This is a genomic window from Nocardia sp. NPDC059180 (assembly GCF_042754945.1).
GTDB lineage: Bacteria > Actinomycetota > Actinomycetes > Mycobacteriales > Mycobacteriaceae > Nocardia.
This window is the reverse complement of the sequence record NZ_JBHZBU010000003.1, coordinates 515,593-535,120: the sequence shown is the minus strand read 5'-3', so window position 1 is coordinate 535,120 and position 19,528 is coordinate 515,593. Positions and strand designations below refer to the sequence as shown.

Sequence of the window (19,528 nt, the reverse complement as noted above, 5' to 3'; positions counted from 1 at the left end):
GAGCAGAGCGAGGACCACTCGGCAGACATCGGGCCGGGATCGCTACTGTCCGCGGCGGCGTTGCGCCTTACTGCGCATCTCGGCGGCGGCCGCCTCCATCTCCGGAGTGACCTTGAAGTGGCCGCCCCAGGAGTTCAGGGTGCCGGGCGGGTACTCGGGGACGGGCAGGATCTGGCGCAGCAGGTTGTCTGGCAGACCACGACGCTGCCATTCGCGCGGATAGCCGAGCGACACCTCTTCGAAGCGGACGCCTTCGTAATGGGTGGTACGCGGGATGTGCAGGTGGCCGTAGACCGAGCAGATCACGTTGTAGCGGATGTGCCAGTCGGCGGTCAGGTCGGTGCCGCACCAGAGCGCGAATTCCGGGTAGAACAGGACGTCGGTGGGTTCGCGGACCAGCGGGAAATGGTTGATCAGCACCAGCGGCGTGCCCTCTGGCAACGCGTCGAGCTTGCGTTGGGTCACCTGCACTCGGGCGTGGCACCAGGCGTCGCGGGTGAGGTAAGGGTCGGGCGAGAGCAGGAATTCGTCGGTGGCCACGACATTGCGTTCCCTGGCCAGCGCCAGGCCCTCGGCCTTGGTCTTGGTGCCTTCGGGCAGGAACGAGTAGTCGTAGAGCAGGAACATCGGCGCGAGCGTCACCGCACCGCCGTAGGCCTCCGAACCCGCGCCGCGCCAGACCGGGAACGGGTCCTCCGGGGTGAGCACATCCAGGTCCCGGCAGATCGAGACCAGGTACTCGTAGCGGGCGACGCCGTGCATCTGCACCGGATCCTTGGCCGTTGTCCACAGCTCATGGTTGCCCGGCACCCAGATCACGGTCTTGAAGCGGCTGCGCAGCAGTTCCAGCGACCACCGGATGTCGTCGGACTTCTCCGCGACATCACCGGCCACGATCAGCCAGTCCTCCGGCGAATCGGGCTGGATCTGCTCGACGACGGGACGATTGCCCTGGTGCCCGACATGAATGTCGCTCACCGCCATCAACTTGGGTATCACCACACCCACCTTGGCATAAGGACATGCGCGCGGTTCGGGCACCACCCGCGACGGCGATGACGAATATCGCGCCGGCGGACCCTCACAGGATACCTCCCTACGACACAAGTGGCGCGCACAGCTTCCGGTACATCGACGGGCCGAACCACCGCAGCGGGGCCGGCACCGTGGCCCGACCGGAAACGAGGTTGCCCTCATCGACCGCGCCGAACGATGCGCTCAGGAGCACGCACCCGTGCCTCACTGGCCGCCGCGTGGGATCTCGGCGCCGACCGTGGCCCAGCGGCCGGACGTCGCCCGCCACACAACAGCCACCAGCCGCAGCATCATGAACGCGACCAGCCCGGACCAGATACCGGCAATCCCCCAATCGAAGACCAGCGACAGCCAGATGGCGGGCAGGAAACCGACCAGAGCCGCACCGAGTGTCGTCGTACGCAAGTAAGCGGCGTCGCCCGCGCCCAGCAGCACACCGTCGAGCGCGAATACGATGCCTGCCACCGGAATCAGCGCCACGAAGAACCACCAGGCCACCCCGGTACGGTCCAACACGGCTGGGTCATCGGTGAACAGCGGCGGGATCACCGCGGCACCGGCGGCGAAGATCGCGGCCAGGATCAGCGCGAACACCTCCGACCAGCCGGTGATCCGGCGGGCAAGCGCCCGCGCGCCGGGCGCATTGCCCGCGCCGAGCGCGGCACCGACCAGGGTCTGGGCCGCAATGGCCAGTGAATCCAAGGTCAGCGCAAGGAAGTTCCACAACTGCAGCACCAGCTGATGTGCCGCCACCGACGCCGCACCGAATCGCGACGCCACCGCGGCGGCCGACACGAAACATGCCTGAAAGGCGAGGCTGCGCGCGATCAGGTCACGGCCGAGCACCAGCTGCGCCCGCATGACCGACGGCCGTGGTGCCAGCGCGACTCGTTCTCGCACCAGCGCCGCGACGAACAGCGCGGCCGTCACCGCCTGACCGATGACGTTGGCCACCGCCGATCCGGGCAGCTCCATTCGCGGCGCACCCAGCAACCCGTGCACAAGGACCGGACAAAGCACCGCTGACAATGCCAGTCCGGCAACGACATACGTCAACGGCCGCCGCGTCTGCTGCACTCCACGCATCCAGCCGTTGCCCGCCATGGACAGCAGGATCAGCGGCACACCGAACAGCGCGATCCGCACCCAGTCCAGCGCCTCGTCGGCGATGTCGCCGCCGCCCGAGACCGCCCCGATGATCGGCCGCGCGAAGATCTGCACGACCGCGACGATGGCCAGCCCGATCCCCGCCGCCAGCCAGCTCGCCTGCACCCCTTCGGCCACGGCACCACGTTCGTCACCGGCACCGTGCCTGCGCGCCGCGCGGGCAGTGGTGCCATAGGCGAGGAAGGTCAGTTGCGAACTCACCTGCGCCAGAATCAATCCGCCGACGGCGAGCCCCGCCAGCGCCAGCGCGCCCAGCCGCCCGACCACGGCGAGATCGAACAGCAGGTAGAGAGGTTCGGCGACCAGCACACCGAGTGTTGGCAGCGCCAGCGCGAGAATGCGTCGCGGGCCCGCGTCCATCACGGAGGTCTCGCCGGCACCAGACGGTGCGACCGTCTGCCGGTCGGACTCCTGGTCCACCATCGTCAGCCGAGCCCGGCCAGTAGTGCGGCGACGATCTCCTCCGGTGTGCCGTGCGCGGTGTAACCCGCTGCGTAGCGGTGACCGCCGCCGCCGAGTGCGGTCGCGACTGCGGAGACGTCGAGGCCATCGTGGCGGTCGGGACCGCTGTCCTTGGAGCGCAGCGAGACCGTCCAGCGGCCGGGGTCAGGAGATTCCTTGAACACGGCGGCCACACCGGCTTCGGCCGTGGTGCGCACGATATCGACGACGCTTTCGGCTTCTTCCTGGGTCACTCCGTCCAGATCCGCACGCCGAACGAAGGCGTACACGAGCCCGACGCCGCCGTGCGCGTCCGGCTCCAGCCGGGCCGAGCCGAGGACCCGAGACAGCATCGGCAGCCAGCCGAAGGGGTGGGTGTCGAGCAGGGTCTGTGCGATCTCGGCGCCGTCGATGCCGGTGGCCAGCAGACGTTCGGCCAGTTCATGGGTGCCGGGACGCACCCAGCGGAACGAACCCGTATCCGTCACCAGGCCTGCGTAGAGGCAGTGGGCGACGGGCCGGTCGATCGGCTCGCCCCAGGCGTCGAGCAGCCGGGTGAGCACGCTGGTGGTGGACTCCGCCGAGGGGTCGATGAGGTTCAGTGTCCCGAAGCGGGTGTTGGACCGATGATGGTCGATGACCAGCGTGTCACGAGCGCCGGTGAGCCGATCCGCCAGCGCGCCGAGCCGTGCCGCGCTACCGCAGTCCACGGCGACCAGCAGGTCCACCTCGTCAGGCACCTCGGCGGGCGGCACCAGATGCTGCGCGCCGGGCAGGGAACCCATCGAGACCGGCAGGTCCGCGGGTTCGGCGAAGGACACCCACACGGGAATCCCCCGCCGATGCAGCACCTGAGCCAAGGCCAGCCCGCTGCCGATCGTGTCGGCATCGGGCTGGACGTGGCACAGAATGGTGACCGATGTGGCGGCCGACAAGGCCTGCGCGGCCGCGGTGAAGTCACCGACGCCGGGTCGGGCGGCATCCTGGTCGCTCATCGGTTCAGCCGCACCTGCCGTCTGTCCAGTTGTCGTCATCTACCGCGAGTCCGGATCATCCCCGCCTGCGCGGGGAGCACTGACGCTTATCGATCCATGACGATCGCCGATGCCTAGTCCTCATCGGTTTCCGCCTTGTAGGGGTCGGCGTCGCCGGCGTGGGTGGCATTGGCCGCCACCTTCGCCACCTCGTCGTCGGAGGCCCTGGCCTTGGCCAGCAGATCCTCCATCTGCTTCGCCGCATCCGGCACGGTATCGAGGATGAATGCCAGCGTCGGGGTGAACTTGACGCCGGTTCCCTCACCCACCTTCGAGCGCAGTACGCCCTTGGCCTTGTCCAGACCCGCCTTCGCTGCCGCGTAATCCGGTTCCGCGTCGATGGTTTCGCCCATCACCGTGTAGTACACGGTGGCATCCCGTAGGTCGCCGGTCACCTTCGCGTCGGTGATGGTCACGAACCGCAGCCGCGGATCCTTCACCTCGTATTCGATCGCGGTAGCGACGATCGCCGAGATCCGCTTGGCGAGTCGGCGTGCCCTGGCTTGATCCGCCATGGCCGCTCCTTCCTCACTATTCCAAAGATCAATCTTCAGGTCCGAAGACCCGGCGGCGTACCGCCAGCAACTGTAACTCCGGACGTGCCGCGACGTGGCGTTCACACTTGTCGAGGACCTCGCTGAGGTGGTCCATTCCGGCACTGACCATGGCCACTCCGAGCAACGTGCGGCGGTAGCGGTCATGTTCCCCGCCCTCGGCGGCACTCACTCCGAAGCGCTGCAGCTCGGCCAGGATCGGCCGGATCACCGAGCGCTTCTCTTTCAGCGAATGCACGTCTCCGAGCAGGATGTCGAACTCGAGTGCACCGAGGTACACACAACCTCCAGTTCCGAGCGACGCGACCGGGTGACCGGTGGGTGTCGTACCCACCGGTCACCCGATATCGGTCGCGATCAGTCGCGCGGCTTCTCGCGCAACTCGTATGCCTCGATGACGTCGCCTTCCTTGATATCGGAGTAGGTGAGCGTCAAACCGCATTCGAAGCCCTCGCGGACCTCGGTGGCATCGTCCTTCTCCCGCTTGAGCGAGGAGATGGTGACGGTCTCGGCGACAACCACGTTGTCGCGCAGCAGCCGCGCCTTGGCGTTGCGCTTGACCGAACCCGAGGTGACCATGCAACCGGCGATATTGCCGACCTTCGACGAACGGAAGATCGCCCGGATCTCGGCCCGACCCAGCTCGACCTCTTCGTAGATCGGCTTGAGCATGCCCTTGAGGGCCTTCTCGATCTCGTCGATGGCCTGGTAGATCACCGAGTAGTACCGGATGTCGACACCCTCGCGGTTGGCCAGCTCGGTGGCCTTGCCCTCGGCCCGGACGTTGAACCCGATGATGATCGCGTTCGACGCCGACGCCAGGTTGACGTTGGTCTCGGTGACGCCACCGACACCGCGGTCGATGACCCGCAGACGCACCTCGTCGTCGACCTCGATACCGAGCAGCGCCTCTTCGAGGGCCTCGACGGTACCGGAGTTGTCGCCCTTGAGGATCAGGTTCAGCTCCGAAGTCTCCTTCAGCGCGGCATCCAGATCTTCCAGGCTGATCCGCTTGCGGCTGCGTGCGGCCAGCGCGTTGCGCTTGCGTGCATTGCGCCGGTCGGCGATCTGACGGGCGATGCGGTCCTCGTCGACGACCAGCAGGTTGTCACCGGCACCGGGCACCGAGGTGAAACCGACGACCTGGACCGGCCGCGACGGCAGGGCCGCCTCGACGTCCTCGCCGTGCTCGTCCACCATGCGGCGCACGCGACCGTAGGCGTCGCCCGCCACGATCGAATCGCCGACACGCAGCGTGCCGCGCTGGATCAGCACCGTGGCGACCGGGCCGCGACCGCGGTCCAGATGCGCTTCGATGGCAACACCCTGGGCGTCCATATCCGGGTTGGCCCGCAGGTCCAGCGACGCGTCCGCGGTGAGCAGCACCGCTTCGAGCAGGGCCTCGATATTGGTGCCCTGCTTGGCGGAGATGTCGACGAACATGGTTTCGCCGCCGTACTCCTCGGCCACCAGGTTGTATTCGGTCAGCTGCTGCCGGATCTTCTCCGGGTTCGCGCCTTCCTTGTCGATCTTGTTGACCGCGACCACGATCGGCACGTCGGCCGCCTGCGCATGGTTGATCGCCTCCACCGTCTGCGGCATGACGCCGTCGTCGGCGGCGACCACCAGGATCGCGATATCGGTGGCCTTGGCACCGCGGGCACGCATGGCGGTGAACGCCTCGTGACCCGGGGTGTCGATGAAGGTGATCAGGCGATCGTCGTCGTTGAGGCTGGTCAGCACCTGGTAGGCACCGATGTGCTGGGTGATACCACCGGCCTCGCCCTCACGGACATTGGCCTTACGGATGGTGTCCAGCAGTCGGGTCTTACCGTGGTCGACGTGACCCATGACGGTCACCACCGGCGGACGCTGCTCGAGGTCTTCCTCGCCGCCTTCGTCCTCGCCGTAGGTGAGGTCGAACGATTCCAGCAGCTCGCGGTCCTCGTCCTCGGGGCTGACCACGTGGACGACGTAGTTCATCTCGCTGCCGAGCAGCTCGAGGGTCTCGTCGTTCACCGACTGGGTCGCGGTGACCATCTCACCGAGGTTGAACAGGGCCTGCACCAGCGAGGCCGGGTTCGCGTCGATCTTCTCGGCGAAGTCCGACAGCGAGGCGCCGCGGGCGAGCCGGATGATCTCGCCGTTGCCGCGGGGCAGCCGCACGCCGCCGACGGCGGGCGCCTGCATGTTCTCGTATTCGGCGCGCTTCGCCCGCTTCGACTTACGGCCACGACGCGGAGCGCCACCTGGACGACCGAACGCACCGGCCGCACCACCACGGCCGCCGGGACCACCCGGACGACCGCCGCCACCACCGGGACGACCACGGAAACCACCGGCCGCGGGTGCACCGGCACCGGCACCGGGGGCACCGCCACCGCCACCGCGGTAGCCGCCACCGCCGCCGCCACCACCGGGACGACCGCCGGGACCACCCGGGCGACCGCCGCCGCCACCGGGACGACCGGCGCCACCACCGGGGCCGGGACGCGCCGAACGCGCAGGCATGGCACCGGGGCTGGGACGCGGGGGCATCGAACCCGGGCTCGGACGCGGACCGCCGGGACGCGGGCCACCGCCCTGCGCAGCGGCCGGACGCGGGCCACCCTGGCCCGGACCACCGGGACGCGGGCCACCCTGTGCCGGTCCGGGACGCGGACCGCCCTGGCCGGGCGCCGGACGGCCACCGGTCTGGCCGGGGCCACCGGGACGCGGGGCCGGACGCTCGCGCTCACGTTCGGGCGCGGATGAGAACGGATTGTTACCGACACGCGGGGTCTTCGGACCCGGCTTGGGACCGGCCGGACGCGGACCACCCTGCGCGGGCGCACCGGGACGCTGCTGGCCGGGGCGCGGGGCACCCGGCGTGGGCCGGGTACCGGGCTGGGCCTGCGGAGCCTTGGCGACCGGAGCGGGGCTCGGCGCCTGCGCCACTTCCTGAGCGGGAGCGGGCGCCGGGGCCGGCTTCGCGGCCGGGCCGGGCCGCGGGGCCGGAGTGGCCGGCGCCGCGGGGGCGGCGGCAGCCGGGGCGGGTGCCGGGGTACGCGGACCCGGACGGGGGCCACCCGCGGCGGGTTTGGCGGCCGGACGGGCCGTGGTCGCGGGACCGGGCTTCGCTCCGGCCTTGGCGCCGTCCGCGGGTGCGGACTTCGACGCGACCGATTCACGCAGACGGCGCGCGACGGGTGCTTCCACCGTCGACGACGCCGACTTCACGAACTCGCCCTGCTCCTTGAGCTTTGCGAGTAGTTCCTTGCTTGTGACACCGAGTTCCTTGGCCAACTCGTGCACGCGGGCCTTGCCTGCCACTGCTCTCCTCACTGAGAGGTCGAGCAGCGCCGCCGTTGTTCAGGGACGGGGCCCGCACGACCTCGGGTTATCTCCGATGGACGTCATCGTTGGTACTTCACGGTGTGCTCATGAGTGCTCGTGCCTGTTCTCGAGGTAATGCTCCAGGGCTGAGATATCCAGATGTCCGGACACTCGTAGTGCTCTGCCGATCGCTCGGCGCCGAACCGCAGTGCTCAGACAGGCGGAAACGGGGTGCAACCAGGCACCCCTTCCGGGAAGTCTGCGCCGCGCATCAGGGACGATCGCGACGACGTCGCCGTCGTCTTCTTCTCGTGCCACGATCCGCAACAGTTCGGCGGCCAGCTCGCGCTTTCGGCATCCGATACACGTTCGCACCGGAGCGGCCGGGCGCTGGGGCGCCGAGGGATGCTCGGTGGTGCGTTCGGGCGGGGAAACCGACGGCTCGTGCTGAACCTTGGACCACTCTACCGCTGCCACGGTCCGATCACCGAACCCCGCCCCTGCCGAAGTTACCAACATGTCATCCCGGCCGGTTGTTCCCCGCGCCGCCGAACCGGGCCGGGATCGTCGAGCGTCGGTCAACTGTGCCGGGCCTCCGTACGCACCCCGCCACCGGCGTCAGGTGCGGCGTCGCTGCGGATATCGATGCGCCAGCCCGTCAGCCGGGCGGCCAGGCGGGCGTTCTGGCCCTCCTTGCCGATGGCCAGCGAGAGCTGGAAATCGGGGACGACGACGCGCGCGGCCCGCGCATCCGGGTCGACAATTGTGACCGACACCACCTTCGACGGGGACAGTGCATTGCCAACGAAGGCCGCCGGATCCTCGGCGTAATCGATGATGTCGATCTTCTCGCCGGCCAGTTCGCTCATCACGTTGCGCACGCGCTGGCCCATCGGGCCGATACACGCGCCCTTGGCGTTGACCCCCGACACCGTGGACCGCACCGCGATCTTGGACCGGTGCCCCGCCTCGCGCGCGACGGCGACGATCTCCACCGACCCGTCGGCGATCTCGGGTACTTCGAGCGCGAACAGGCGCCGCACCAGATTCGGGTGCGTCCGCGACAGCGTGATCTGCGGACCGCGCGGGCCACGCGAGACCCCGACGACGTAGCACTTGATGCGGTCGCCGTGCTCGTAGCTTTCGCCCGGCACCTGTTCGGCGGGCGGGATCAGGCCCTCGGCGCCGTGCAGTTCGCTGCCGATGCGCACCACGATGGTGCCGCGGGCGTTGGCGCGGGCGTCGCGCTGGACGACGCCGCCGACGATATCGCCCTCATGGGTGGAGAATTCGCCGAAGGATTTCTCGTTCTCCGCGTCGCGCAGCCGCTGTAGCACGACCTGGCGGGCGGTGGTGGCCGCTATACGGCCGAAACCCTCCGGGGTGTCGTCCCATTCGGAGATGACATTGCCGTCGGCGTCGAGTTCGCGCGCCATCACCCGCACCACACCGGTCTTCTGGTTGATGTCGATGCGCGCGTTGGGTTGATGGCCATCGGTATGCCGATAGGCGGTCAGCAGCGCGGACTCGATCGCGGAGATCACGGTCTCGATCGAGATCCCCTTGTCGGCGACGATCGCGCGCAAGGCTTCGATTTCGATGTTCATTCCACGGTCCCTTCGGTCGAGTCGGACGCTGCAACAGGCTGGGGCGCTGCCCCGGTGGTTCCTCGGGTGTCCGCGGCGTCGGCTCCCGCGGGAACAGTTGTGTCCGGCTCGCTGCCGGGGGCAGGCCTACCGGGCGCCACTCCGCCCGCGAGTTCGAGTTCGCGGGGGCTCGGCGGGGAGAACTCCACCTGGACGACGGCGGTGGCGATATCGGCCAGCGCGAGGCTCACCCGGTGCGGCTTGGCTTTGCCGCCGAGCACAAGCGCGACGGTGTCGTCGGCGAGCTTGCCCACTCGGGCGTCGAAGCTCGCCTTTCCGCCGGGATCGGGGGGTTCCGCGCCGGGGCGCAGCGTTACTCGCACCTTGCGGCCCTGGGCTCGCCGCCACTGCCGTTCGGTGCTCAGCGGGCGGTCGACACCCGGGGTCGAGACCTCGAGTAGGTAGGGCGACTCGCCGAAATCACCGGCGTCATCGAGCTGGGCCGAGACCTCGTGGCTGAGGTCGGCGATGGCATCGAGGTCGGCGGGGTCGTCGCTGTCCACGATCACCCGAACCCGAGCCTCGGCATCGGCATGCCGTCCGGCCGTCGAGATCTCGACGCCCTCGAGATCGAATCCCCGGCGTTCGACGAGTCCAGCAACGAGCTGGCTCACCCTTTCCTCGGTCGGCATCGGCATGTGGGGCGGCTCCTGGTTCAGTTGTGGCGCGAGCGGAAATTTTCTGTACCGAAGGTCTAGCGTAACGCGCCCGGAGAGTGTAAAGGACGATCGGCAACAAGCAAGTTTCCCCAGCGCGTGGCGTTGCGGACGGACCGCGTGGCGGCGGAAGGGGTGCGGGAGGGCGGCGCGACGCCGACCTTGCGCGGGTGCAGGGCGGGCGTCTGGCACGATAGTGCGGTGCCCAACCGCCTTCCCATCCGGCCCGAGGCCGGGTGTACTTCCGGCATACCGATCGATCGGCACGATCCCCGCTTCCGTCCGGTGAACCGCCGCACCGCATTGCGGCTGGCCGGTGGTGGCGTGGTCGGTGTCGCCGCACTCGCCGCTGTCACCGGGTGTGCCGAGGAATCGGCGCCAGAGCCCGATCCGCTTACCGCACAAGAGCTTCTGGCGCGCACCGACGCCGCTGCCGCCACCGCGGCCATCGCGCTCGATCCGCAGCGCCACGGCGCGCTCACACTGGTATCCGCCGAACGCACCGCGCACGCCGAGGCATTGCGCACCGAGATCGACCGTCTCGTCGGCGTCTACGGCGACGGCACCTTACCGAGCCGCCGTCAGCCGGAGGTGACCGTCGCCCCCGCCGCACCGGTCGACGTCGCCACCTTGCGCGACCAACTCGCCGGTTCCCAGCGTGCGGCCGCCGATCTCGCGACCACCCAGTCCGGATACCGGGCCGGCCTGCTGGCCTCGATCAGTGCCGCCTGCGCGGTGCATGCCGGGGTGTTGCTGACATGACCGAGCCGAGATACCGCGCCACGAAGGACGCCGCATGACCGAGTCCGAACGTCGCGCGCTGCTGGACGCACTCAGTGCCGAGCACGCCGCCGTCTATGCCTACGGCCTGATCGCGGCCTACGCCTCTCCCGAACGCGGCCAGTTGGTGGCCGAGCACACCGCTGCCCACCGCGCGCGCCGCGAGACAACCATCGACGCGGTCGAGTCGGCGGGTATCACCGTGCCGCCGCCGGATGCCGCTTACACGATGCCTTTCCCGGTGACCGATCCGGTCGCGGCGGCTCAACTGGCCGCCACGATCGAATCCGATACCGCGGTCGCCTGGCGCTCGGTGGTCGAACAGGGCGAATCCGAGTCCGCCCGCCGGATGGGTGTCGACGCGCTCACCGAATGCGCAGTGCGCCTGGCGATATGGCAGTCGATACTCGGGGTGTCGCCGCCGACCGCGCCGTTCCCCGGTCAGCCGTAGTTCCGGCGCACACCGGCCCGCTGTCACTGCCGGGGCGAACAGGCACGCCCGCACCGGGATCAGGCGCTCCTGTCGGGGATTCTCGACCCACCGATGCGGGCGCCTAGATGCCGAACGCTGCGGTGTTTTCTCGCGCCCACTGGGCGAAGGTGGTGGCAGGGCGGCCGGTGAGCTTCTCGACGCTCTCGGTCGGGGCGGTCGGGTCTTCCTCGCCGCCGCCGAGCACATTGTCGACATACCATTCGGTGGTCTCGCCCATACTCGGCGTCAACGCGGCCACCGCCTCGTCGCGGGAGACGCGGAGGAACTCGATGTCACGGCCGAGTGCCGCACCGAGCTGACGCACCAACTCCCGCCTGGTCAGGATTTCGGGGCCGGCGAGCCAGTGGGCCTTCCCTGCGTGCGCCTCGGTGTCCAGCAGCGCGACCGCGGCGACGGCTGCGATATCGTCCATCGCGATCGGCGCACTCGCGATATCGGGAAACGGTTCCCGGACGGCGCCGGTATCGCGGATCTGCTGGGCCCAGGTCTGGGTGTTCTCCATGAAGTCACCGGGCCACAGATGGGTCCACTCCAGACCGCTGGCCTCGACCGCACCGGTCACGCTCCCCCACCAGCTCTCCGGTTCGCCGGACAGGTCGACCACGTGCCGCACACCCGCCGCACGCGCGAGCTCCAGGACCTCGCCGACGGTGTCCGGTGTCGGCGCGAGATACATGCGATCCACACCGTCGAAAGCGGCAGGCAGCGTCTGCACCCGCCGCACATACCCTTCGGCCACTTCGACTTCCGCGGGCAACGCCGCCTTGACCGGATCGTTGGTCAGGGCTCGCACTCCCGTCGCCCCGCGTGCCAGTAGGTGATCCACTACCTTCCGGCCGATGTTCCCCGTCGCGCCGGTCACCAAGATTGTCACCGTATGTCCTCCCTGATCGAATGTGCCTGCTCCGCCATTCTTGCCAGGGTTCACCCGCGCGCGCATATGGCAATTTTTCCGGGTCCTGACAGCACGCCCCCGCCGAATACCACTCGGCGGGGGCGTGCTGGGACTTTGTTCGGTTGTCTATCGGTTCGGGCGCCCTGCCTTCTTATGCATGGCAAGAAGCCGGCCGCGCGATCAGGGGCGCATTGCGTAGACCCCGTCGTAGGAGACGACCTCGCTCCACACCCGGTCGAACCGCTCGCGGTCGGCGATCGGGGTGCGCAGGGCGCCCTGCGCCCACTGCTGCTGGGCCTCAGTGGCGGAGGGCTTGCCGTAGAGGGTGGTGGCGTAGTTGTTGAAGTCACGGATCTGGAAGTCGAAGATCTGGGCGAGCAGGTCCGGGTTCAGGCCGGTGATGGCGGCCTGCTCCAGGATCAGCTGCCCGTAGACGACCAGCGAGAACAGATGGCCGATGGTCAGCATGAAGTCCAGGTCGCGCTGCTGGTCGGCGTCGGGCGCCGCGGTGGTGAGCAGGGTGCGCAGGGCCTGGGCCTGCTCGTAGAAGCGGGCGACGTTCGCGATGTCGGTGTGCTTGTCGTAGACCGGGGTCCAGTCCGCGAACTGCACCTTGCCCGCGCCACGAGCGGGGCCCTGCTGCCAGAAGAACTCGTCGTCGGCGACATCGAGGCGGGTGCCGATCTCGGGGTAGTCCTTCGGGTTGAACAGGTAGTTCGGCATGAACTTCAGGATCTGGCCGACGTTGACGTGCACCGTGCCCTCCAGCCGGGGCAGTGTGTTGATCAGCCGGGCGACCTGCGCGAAGTAGGTGTTCTTCTCGAAACCCTTGGCCGCGAGCACGTCCAGCAGCAGCGTCATCACGACCTCGCCCTCGGAGGTCACCTTCGACTTGGTCATCGGGTTGAACAGCAGGTAGCGGCGGTCGTCGAGGCTCGCGCTGCGGAAGTAGTCGACGGCGCGGTCGCTGAACAGTTTCATCGCGACGATGCGGGCGTAGGCGTCGACGAAATTGGTGCGGACATGCGGGAAGTCGGTGACCGGGTTGCCGTAGAGGATCCGGTTGTTGGCGTGGGTGATGGCCTCATAGAACGAGTGCTCGACCATGCCGATGCCGCCGTGGCACAGGTTGAACTTGCCGACATTGACGGTGTTGAGCGCGGCGCTGAAGGCTTCCGGGCCGGTGTGCAGGATGTCCTCGGCACGCACCGGGTAGTTCTCCAGGCGGAAGGTGCTCACATACATCTGCTGATGCACCACATTGCCGAGCAGGTGGTAGTTCTCGTGCCTGCTGTCGGCGGCGAACCAGACGTAGCCGTCGGCGCCCTCGACGTCGGCGCGGCGGGAGAACACCGAGACCATGCTCGCGACGTTTCCGTTGCCGATGTAGTACTTCTCGCCGTTGGCGCGGAACAGGATTCCGGCCTCGGCGTCGGCGCTGCCCGGTTCGGTCGGGGTGAGTACCAGGTCGGTGTTGTAGATGTCGGCGCCGTGCTCACGCTCGGACAGCCCGAATGCCATCACCTCACCCGCGGCCAGGTCACGCGACGCACGTTGTTTGGCGGTCTCGTTGTCGCTCTGCCAGATCGGCCCGAGCCCGAGGATGGTGACCTGTTCGGCGTACCAGTAGGCCAGGCCGTAGAAACCGAAGATCTCCGACAGTGCGGCGTTGCGGGCTGCGTCCCAGCGCCGGTTGTCGTCACCGTCGGCATAGGCGGACGGCGTGAGGAAGGTGGCGAACAGCTTTTCCTGCTTCACGAACTCCAGGAACTCCGCCGTGAACACCGCCTCGTCGTCATCGGCGAGTAGCTGCTTCTTTCCACGCGACTCGAACCACTCGATCGTCGCCCGCAGCAGCCGCCGCGTCTCGGCATCGAAATGCTGCGGGTCGTAGGAGGCCGGATTGAACAGCAACGCATCGGAGCTCGTCATGCGCGCCAACTTACCAGTGGGTAGCACAGAATCACCGGCCTGACCTGCGATTCCCCCTACGTAACCGTAGGTTCCATGCGCCGGGTACGATCCGCGGTCTCGTGGCCGGACGCGCGACCTGCGGCCTCGCGCCCTGCCACCCGGCCGAAGGCCAGGGCGTCGGCGATATGGAATCCGCCGTCCTTGGCCCAGCTGTAGGTCGAGCTCACCTCGCCTGCGGCGTACAGGCCCGCGATCACCGCCCCGTCGACGTCCACGACCTGCGCCCGGCCATCGCGACGCGGGCCGCCATTGCTCCAGCCGAGCAAGGGCGCGACATCGAGCACGTAGAACGGCGCCTCCGACACCGGGGCCATCGTGCTCGGAGCTCGCCCGAAGCTGTCGTCGCGACCGTATTCGCAGGCCTTGTTGTACCGCGCGACCGTGCGCTCGAGGGTGGCCGGATCGATGCCGATGAGTCCGGCGAGCTCGGCGATCGTGTCCGCGCGCCGGATCAGCCCGCGCGCGATCTCCTCGCTGTTGTCGGCGCTCCAGGTGAAGTTCTCCATCAGCAGCTTCCATCCCACGGGCAGCACCTCCCGGGTGGGGCTCAACGGGCCCGCGGCGCGCATCCGCTCATCGAAGATCAGGTGGAATGGGCGCAGCGGGAAGAGTTCGAGCTCGCCGTTGCGGTAGATGTGGCCGTGCCGGTTCTCCGCGGTTTCATCGACGAAGCGCAGGCCGTCCTGGCCGACGAAGAGGTAGTGGTGGGCCGCACACAGAGCGAGGAACGCGCCGGGACCGTCGTCGATGCGGACGCCGGTGATGGTCATCATGTTGTTCATATGCCACAGGTCGGCGCCGATGCGCTGAGCCATGCGGTGGCCGTCGCCGGTGGAGTGTGGTGATCCCCAGATCGGTGCGTCGGTCAGGCGCAGGTAGTCGCGAACCATCCGGGCATTCGCGGCGAACCCTCCTGTCGCCAGGACGACTCCGCCGCGGGCGTGGATCCGCTGCCCGTCCGCGGTGCGCACTCCGATCACCGCCCCGGCCGCGGTGATCAGTTCCTCGGCCGGTGTCGAAAAACGCACCTCGATGCCACGGTCGTCGAGGACGCCGAGCAGGAAGTCGTAGAGCAGGAAGTTGCCCATCTGCGCGCCGACGGTGTCCATGCCCGCGTAGCAATCGGCGCCGTCGAGCGTCAGGTACTCGGCTTCGGTGTGGTACTGCGCACTCGCCCCCACCTCGGCTCCCAGTGCGCGCAGCCAGTCGGAGTTCAGCGCGGTTTCGCGAGCCCATGCCTCGACGACATCATCGGCGACGGGGTAGGCACCGCACAGTGAGCGCAGGAACTGCGCCGCACGCTCCGGATCACGGTTGATGAACCACCCCGCCCCGGATACCCGGGTATTCCCACCCGCGGTCGCCGCATCCGCCTTCTCCAGCACCACGACCCGCGCCCCCGTCGCATGCGCACTCAACGCCGCGGCAGCACCCGCCGCCCCCACCCCGACGACGACCACATCGAATTCCTCATCGACCCGCACGTCACCCATCCCGAATCCTTTCCACAGCCCGTGGTCCCATCCCGGAGCCCACGCCCATGGTGGCGGCCGACCCACCCCACCCCGCCCGAACAATCCCTCTCAGTGGGATCCGTGCCTACCCGATCGCCGATGATCTCGTCCGCGACCGACCGGCGCACCTTTGCCGGACGGCTCACCCAGCCGCGCTCGGGCCGCCGCCGAGGTCGGCACGCACGCCGCCACCAGGTAGCGATCTCAACCTGCTGCCGTACAGGTACACCGACCACCCGAGGGTTTCGTGGCTGACGGGAATCAGCAGCTCCCAGTCATTGGTGAACCGAATCGTCAGCTCACCGGAATCAGCCGCGTAAATCTGTCGCACCACCAGCCCGAGCAGCTCAGCGACCCGCCCCAGGTTCGCCCGGGACCAAGCATGGACGTGATAGATGTCGTCATCGGTCATGAGCTCGCCCGGCGAGTACACCTCCACGCCACCGGGGCCGATGTGCAGCTGAAAATGCAATTCCAGCCGGATCCCGGTGACGCTCAATCCGGCCGCGAACCGCGCGTCCCAGCCATCACCCGCTCGAATGATCTGATGCGGCACAGCCCCTCCAATCCTTCTGCCCGCCTCGAACGCAATGCACGTGCGGCCAGAGTGCTGTGCAGCACCTGGCCCGATGCGGCATTCAGTTTTCCGCCGCGGCGTCGCGGATGTCGCCGGATTCCTCGATGAGGCCGATGAAGCGGCGCAGGATTCGCCAAGGCACCCGGCCGTTACTGCACAGCACGTCGACCTGGGTGACGTCTTCGGGGACGAACTGGCCGTCCTCGGGGGTGGCGTCCGGGACCGAGACCGATAGGCGGGGGGTGGCGTTGTACGAGTCGGAGAGCTCGACCAGTTCCCAGGTCCACGCGCTGTCGGGCAGGCAGTAGTAGGAGTTCACCTCGAAGCGCCGGGTGCCGTCCGTCCAAATCTCCACGCCCGAAGAATCGCGTATCGGCAGGGCCGAAGGCAATTCGACCCGCATACGCCTGAGCCCCGGTCCAGAACGGAACCGGGGCGCAGGGAGAACCGAGTGTCAGGCGCGGATCTTGGCGATCACCGCGTCGACGGCGGATTCGGCGGGGATGTCCTCGGATTCCCCGGTGAAGCGGTTGCGCAGTTCGACCTTGCCATCGGCCCAGCCGCGGCCGATGACCAGCACCCAGGGCATGCCGAGGAGCTCGGCGTCCTTGAACTTGACGCCGGGCGATGCCGTGCGGTCGTCGAAGAGCACGTCGAGGCCGTTGGCGTCGAGGCCTGCGACGACTTCTTCGGCGCCGGCGCGGGCGGCGGCATCCTTGTTGGCGATGACGACGTGGATGTCGAACGGCGCGGCGGAGTCGGGCCAGCGCAAGCCCTTGTCGTCGTGCTGCTGTTCGGCGATCACGGCGACCATGCGGGACACGCCCACACCGTAGGAGCCCATGACCAGGCGGACCGGCTTGCCGTTCTCACCGAGCACATCGACCTCGAAGGCGTCGGTGTACTTGTAGCCGAGCTGGAAGATATGGCCGATCTCGATGCCGCGCGCCGACACCAGGGTGCCGCGGCCGTCGGGCGAGGGGTCGCCGTCGCGGACCTCGGCGGCTTCGATGGTGCCGTCGGGGGTGAAGTCACGGCCGGCGACCAAGCCGACGACGTGCTTGCCCTGCTCATCGGCGCCGGTGATCCACGACGTTCCGGTCACCACGCGCGGGTCGACCAGATAGCGGACGCCATTGGCCTGCAGGCCCTTCGGCCCGATGTAGCCCTTGACGAGGAAGGGGTTGGCGGCGAAGTCGGCGTCGGTGAGCAGCTCCACCTCGGCAGGCTCGACCGAGGCGCCGAGGCGCTTGTCGTCGACCTCACGGTCGCCGGGGATGCCGACGCCGACGATCTCGGTCTTGCCGTCCGGGTGGCGCAGCTTGACCATGACGTTCTTCAAGGTGTCGGCCGCGGTGACCGGGCGTCCGAAGCGCTCGGCGATACCGGCGCCGTTGGCCCAGTCGACCAGGGTCGCGATGGTGGGGGTGTCGGGGGTGTCGTGGACGACGGCCTCCGGCTGCCCCTCGATCGCCAGCGGTTCGGGTGCGGGGGTGACCACGGCCTCCACATTGGCGGCGTACCCGGATTCGGGGCAGCGCACGTAGGTGTCCTCACCGATGGGGCTCTCGGCGAGGAACTCCTCGGACGCGCTGCCGCCCATGGCGCCGGAGGTGGCGGCGACGATGACGTACTTGACGCCGAGCCGCTGGAAGATGCGCTGGTAGGCCTCGCGGTGCGCGTTGTAGCTCGCCTTCAGCCCGTCCTCGTCCAGGTCGAAGGAGTAGGAGTCCTTCATGACGAATTCGCGCCCACGCAGGATGCCTGCCCGGGGCCGCTCCTCGTCGCGGTACTTGTCCTGGATCTGGTAGAGCGTGACCGGCAGGTCCTTGTAGGAGTTGTATTCGCCCTTGACCGTGAGCGCGAAAAGTTCCTCATGGGTGGGGCCGAGCAGGTAGTCGGCGCCCTTGCGGTCCTTGAGACGGAACAGCGCATCACCGTATTCGGTCCACCGGTTGGTGGTCTCGTAAGGGTCGCGGGGCAGCAGCGCGGGCAGCGAGATCTCCTGGCCGCCGATGGCGTCCATCTCCTCCCGCACCACCTGTTCCACCTTGCGCAGCACCCGCAGGCCCAGCGGCAGCCACGAGTAGACGCCAGGGGCGACGCGGCGCACGTATCCGGCGCGCACCAATAGCTTGTGGCTCGGCACCTCGGCGTCGGCGGGATCGTCTCGCAGGGTGCGCAGGAACAGGCGGGAGAGGCGGGTGATCACGGAAGCACAGGGTAGTCGCTGGTCCGGGACTGATGACACCGGATTAGGGGTTCGGCCGCGCGCGCCGGTCGGCGGCGGGCCAGGGCACGAGTCGAAGTTGATCTCGACACAACAATAGGAAAGTGAATTACCCACTGTTCGGACCGTTCAAACTTTAGATCACAAGAACATAACTTCGCCCATGCCATGAATACGCGCTGAATACTGTTGGAGTGCCGAATTACCGGCGCGAACAACCACATAACGGGCCGCTGACCTGCGGGGGTGTCGATAATTGGGGTCGCCCGATCTCCCTCCGCGACATCATGGCCAGCCACCCCTGTCGAAAGGTGAGGCAGTGGTCGACACACACGGGAGATTGGTGCGTTACGCTGCGGCGTTCGCGGGAGCGACGCTGTTCGCTGCGACGCTGGCCGGATGCACCAAGACCGATACCTCCGCTGACGGAGACCTCCTGCAATCGCTGCAGGACAGCGGCACCGTCACCGTCGGCTTCGCCGGCGAGGCGCCGTACTCCTTCGAACAGGACGGGCAGCTGACCGGCGCGACCGTCGCCCTGCACCGGGAGATCTTCAGGAATCTGGGCATCGACACCGTCGACGGCGTGCAGACCGAATTCGGCGCGCTCATCCCCGGCCTGCAGGCCCAGCGTTTCGACGCCGTGAGCGCCGGAATGTCGATCCTGCCCAAACGCTGCGAACAAGCCGCGTTCAGCGAACCCGAATTCATGTACACCACCGCATTGATGGTGAAGTCCGGCAACCCCATGAACCTGACGGATATGCAGTCGGTCAAGGACAGCGGCGCCCGCATGACCGCGATGACCGGTGCCATCGAATCCGACTACGCGGCCTCACTCGGCATCGACGCCACCCTGGTCGGCACGCCGCAGGACGGGCTGGACGCGGTCACCTCCGGCCGTGCCGATGTGTTCGCGCTGACCGCGATCTCACTGAACTGGCTGAAGAACCACTCGCCTGGCGCCGAGGTGGAGGTGACGCCGTCGTTCGTGGCGGTCATCGACGGCAAACCCCAGATCGGTGCGGGCGGCACCGTCTTCCGCACCAACGACGAAGACCTGCTCGCGGCCTATAACGCCGAGCTGAAGAAGATCACCTCGGACAAGGAGAAGTACCTGGCGATCGTCGGCCCGTTCGGATTCACCGAACGTGAGCTGCCGGACCCGAATATGACCACCGAAAAGCTCTGCAAGGGCGAAGTCTGATCCACCGGGC

Annotated in this window: 18 protein-coding genes; 3 read left to right on the top strand and 15 right to left on the bottom strand. The window is 68.2% G+C overall.

Going from position 1 to position 19,528, the window contains the following annotated elements:
- Window positions 1-42: 42 nt before the first annotated feature.
- The 9 genes from ACFXNW_RS12835 to rimP form a co-directional block, all read right to left on the bottom strand.
- Window positions 43-999 carry a metallophosphoesterase family protein gene (locus tag ACFXNW_RS12835; RefSeq protein WP_379417804.1) on the bottom strand — a complete coding sequence of 319 codons (957 nt, stop codon included), beginning with the start codon at window positions 997-999 and terminating at the stop codon, window positions 43-45.
- Between the two features lie 240 nt (window positions 1,000-1,239).
- The gene (locus tag ACFXNW_RS12830; RefSeq protein ID WP_379418134.1) at window positions 1,240-2,562 is read right to left on the bottom strand and encodes an MATE family efflux transporter; all 1,323 of its coding nucleotides are present in this window, start codon (window positions 2,560-2,562) and stop codon (window positions 1,240-1,242) included.
- Between the two features lie 65 nt (window positions 2,563-2,627).
- Complete coding sequence (locus ACFXNW_RS12825; RefSeq protein ID WP_379417803.1) at window positions 2,628-3,638, bottom strand: bifunctional oligoribonuclease/PAP phosphatase NrnA; 1,011 nt, start codon at window positions 3,636-3,638, stop codon at window positions 2,628-2,630.
- Window positions 3,639-3,751: 113 nt separating this feature from the next.
- Window positions 3,752-4,192, bottom strand: a complete 441-nt coding sequence (gene rbfA, locus ACFXNW_RS12820) for a 30S ribosome-binding factor RbfA (protein ID WP_379417802.1) — start codon at window positions 4,190-4,192, stop codon at window positions 3,752-3,754.
- A 28-nt stretch (window positions 4,193-4,220) separates the two neighbouring features.
- Window positions 4,221-4,511, bottom strand: coding sequence for a DUF503 domain-containing protein (locus ACFXNW_RS12815; RefSeq protein WP_163822941.1), 291 nt, complete (start codon window positions 4,509-4,511; stop codon window positions 4,221-4,223).
- Window positions 4,512-4,588: 77 nt separating this feature from the next.
- Complete coding sequence (gene infB / locus ACFXNW_RS12810; RefSeq protein ID WP_379417801.1) at window positions 4,589-7,543, bottom strand: translation initiation factor IF-2; 2,955 nt, start codon at window positions 7,541-7,543, stop codon at window positions 4,589-4,591.
- A gap of 108 nt (window positions 7,544-7,651) precedes the next feature.
- The gene (locus tag ACFXNW_RS12805) at window positions 7,652-7,921 is read right to left on the bottom strand and encodes a YlxR family protein (RefSeq protein ID WP_379418133.1); all 270 of its coding nucleotides are present in this window, start codon (window positions 7,919-7,921) and stop codon (window positions 7,652-7,654) included.
- Between the two features lie 203 nt (window positions 7,922-8,124).
- Entirely contained in the window at window positions 8,125-9,153 is a 1,029-nt protein-coding gene (nusA, locus tag ACFXNW_RS12800; protein ID WP_379417800.1) for a transcription termination factor NusA, read from the bottom strand.
- A complete protein-coding gene (gene rimP, locus ACFXNW_RS12795) occupies window positions 9,150-9,830 on the bottom strand; it encodes a ribosome maturation factor RimP (protein ID WP_379417799.1) in 681 nt (226 codons plus the stop codon). The genes nusA and rimP overlap by 4 nt, the downstream gene beginning before the upstream one ends.
- 303 nt (window positions 9,831-10,133) lie before the next feature.
- Between rimP and ACFXNW_RS12790 the strand changes: the two genes are divergently transcribed.
- Together ACFXNW_RS12790 and ACFXNW_RS12785 are read left to right on the top strand one after the other, a co-directional pair.
- A complete protein-coding gene (locus ACFXNW_RS12790) occupies window positions 10,134-10,610 on the top strand; it encodes a hypothetical protein (RefSeq protein WP_379418132.1) in 477 nt (158 codons plus the stop codon).
- 34 nt (window positions 10,611-10,644) lie between these two features.
- Window positions 10,645-11,079, top strand: a complete 435-nt coding sequence (locus tag ACFXNW_RS12785) for a ferritin-like domain-containing protein (RefSeq protein ID WP_379417798.1) — start codon at window positions 10,645-10,647, stop codon at window positions 11,077-11,079.
- A gap of 103 nt (window positions 11,080-11,182) precedes the next feature.
- Here ACFXNW_RS12785 and ACFXNW_RS12780 read toward each other — a convergent pair whose 3' ends face one another.
- The 6 genes from ACFXNW_RS12780 to ACFXNW_RS12755 all read right to left on the bottom strand — a co-directional run bounded on the left by ACFXNW_RS12780 (window position 11,183) and on the right by ACFXNW_RS12755 (window position 18,293).
- A complete protein-coding gene (locus tag ACFXNW_RS12780; protein WP_379417797.1) occupies window positions 11,183-11,995 on the bottom strand; it encodes an SDR family oxidoreductase in 813 nt (270 codons plus the stop codon).
- Window positions 11,996-12,196: 201 nt separating this feature from the next.
- Complete coding sequence (locus ACFXNW_RS12775) at window positions 12,197-13,948, bottom strand: acyl-CoA dehydrogenase family protein (protein WP_379417796.1); 1,752 nt, start codon at window positions 13,946-13,948, stop codon at window positions 12,197-12,199.
- 56 nt (window positions 13,949-14,004) lie between these two features.
- Window positions 14,005-15,483: an FAD-dependent oxidoreductase gene (locus ACFXNW_RS12770; protein WP_379417795.1), complete on the bottom strand. Its 1,479-nt coding sequence runs from the start codon at window positions 15,481-15,483 to the stop codon at window positions 14,005-14,007.
- A gap of 163 nt (window positions 15,484-15,646) precedes the next feature.
- Window positions 15,647-16,060 carry a DUF6188 family protein gene (locus ACFXNW_RS12765; RefSeq protein ID WP_379417794.1) on the bottom strand — a complete coding sequence of 138 codons (414 nt, stop codon included), beginning with the start codon at window positions 16,058-16,060 and terminating at the stop codon, window positions 15,647-15,649.
- Window positions 16,061-16,142: 82 nt separating this feature from the next.
- Window positions 16,143-16,436 carry a hypothetical protein gene (locus tag ACFXNW_RS12760; protein WP_379417793.1) on the bottom strand — a complete coding sequence of 98 codons (294 nt, stop codon included), beginning with the start codon at window positions 16,434-16,436 and terminating at the stop codon, window positions 16,143-16,145.
- Window positions 16,437-16,535: 99 nt separating this feature from the next.
- Window positions 16,536-18,293 carry a proline--tRNA ligase gene (locus ACFXNW_RS12755; RefSeq protein ID WP_379417792.1) on the bottom strand — a complete coding sequence of 586 codons (1,758 nt, stop codon included), beginning with the start codon at window positions 18,291-18,293 and terminating at the stop codon, window positions 16,536-16,538.
- A gap of 337 nt (window positions 18,294-18,630) precedes the next feature.
- On the opposite strand from ACFXNW_RS12755, the gene ehuB reads away from it, so the two are divergent.
- The gene (gene ehuB, locus ACFXNW_RS12750) at window positions 18,631-19,518 is read left to right on the top strand and encodes an ectoine/hydroxyectoine ABC transporter substrate-binding protein EhuB (protein WP_379417791.1); all 888 of its coding nucleotides are present in this window, start codon (window positions 18,631-18,633) and stop codon (window positions 19,516-19,518) included.
- The last annotated feature ends 10 nt before the right edge of the window (window positions 19,519-19,528 follow it).

Bases quoted from the DNA above. Each gene is read 5' to 3' on its own strand.
- ACFXNW_RS12830 (WP_379418134.1), bottom strand. From the start codon at position 2,562: ATGGACGCGGGCCCGCGACGCATTCTCGCGCTGGCGCTGCCAACACTC.
- ACFXNW_RS12775 (WP_379417796.1), bottom strand. From the start codon at position 13,948: ATGACGAGCTCCGATGCGTTGCTGTTCAATCCGGCCTCCTACGACCCG.
- ACFXNW_RS12825 (WP_379417803.1), bottom strand. From the start codon at position 3,638: ATGAGCGACCAGGATGCCGCCCGACCCGGCGTCGGTGACTTCACCGCG.
- ACFXNW_RS12770 (WP_379417795.1), bottom strand. From the start codon at position 15,483: ATGGGTGACGTGCGGGTCGATGAGGAATTCGATGTGGTCGTCGTCGGG.
- rbfA (WP_379417802.1), bottom strand. From the start codon at position 4,192: ATGGCGGATCAAGCCAGGGCACGCCGACTCGCCAAGCGGATCTCGGCG.
- nusA (WP_379417800.1), bottom strand. From the start codon at position 9,153: ATGAACATCGAAATCGAAGCCTTGCGCGCGATCGTCGCCGACAAGGGG.
- rimP (WP_379417799.1), bottom strand. From the start codon at position 9,830: ATGCCGATGCCGACCGAGGAAAGGGTGAGCCAGCTCGTTGCTGGACTC.
- ACFXNW_RS12785 (WP_379417798.1), top strand. From the start codon at position 10,645: ATGACCGAGTCCGAACGTCGCGCGCTGCTGGACGCACTCAGTGCCGAG.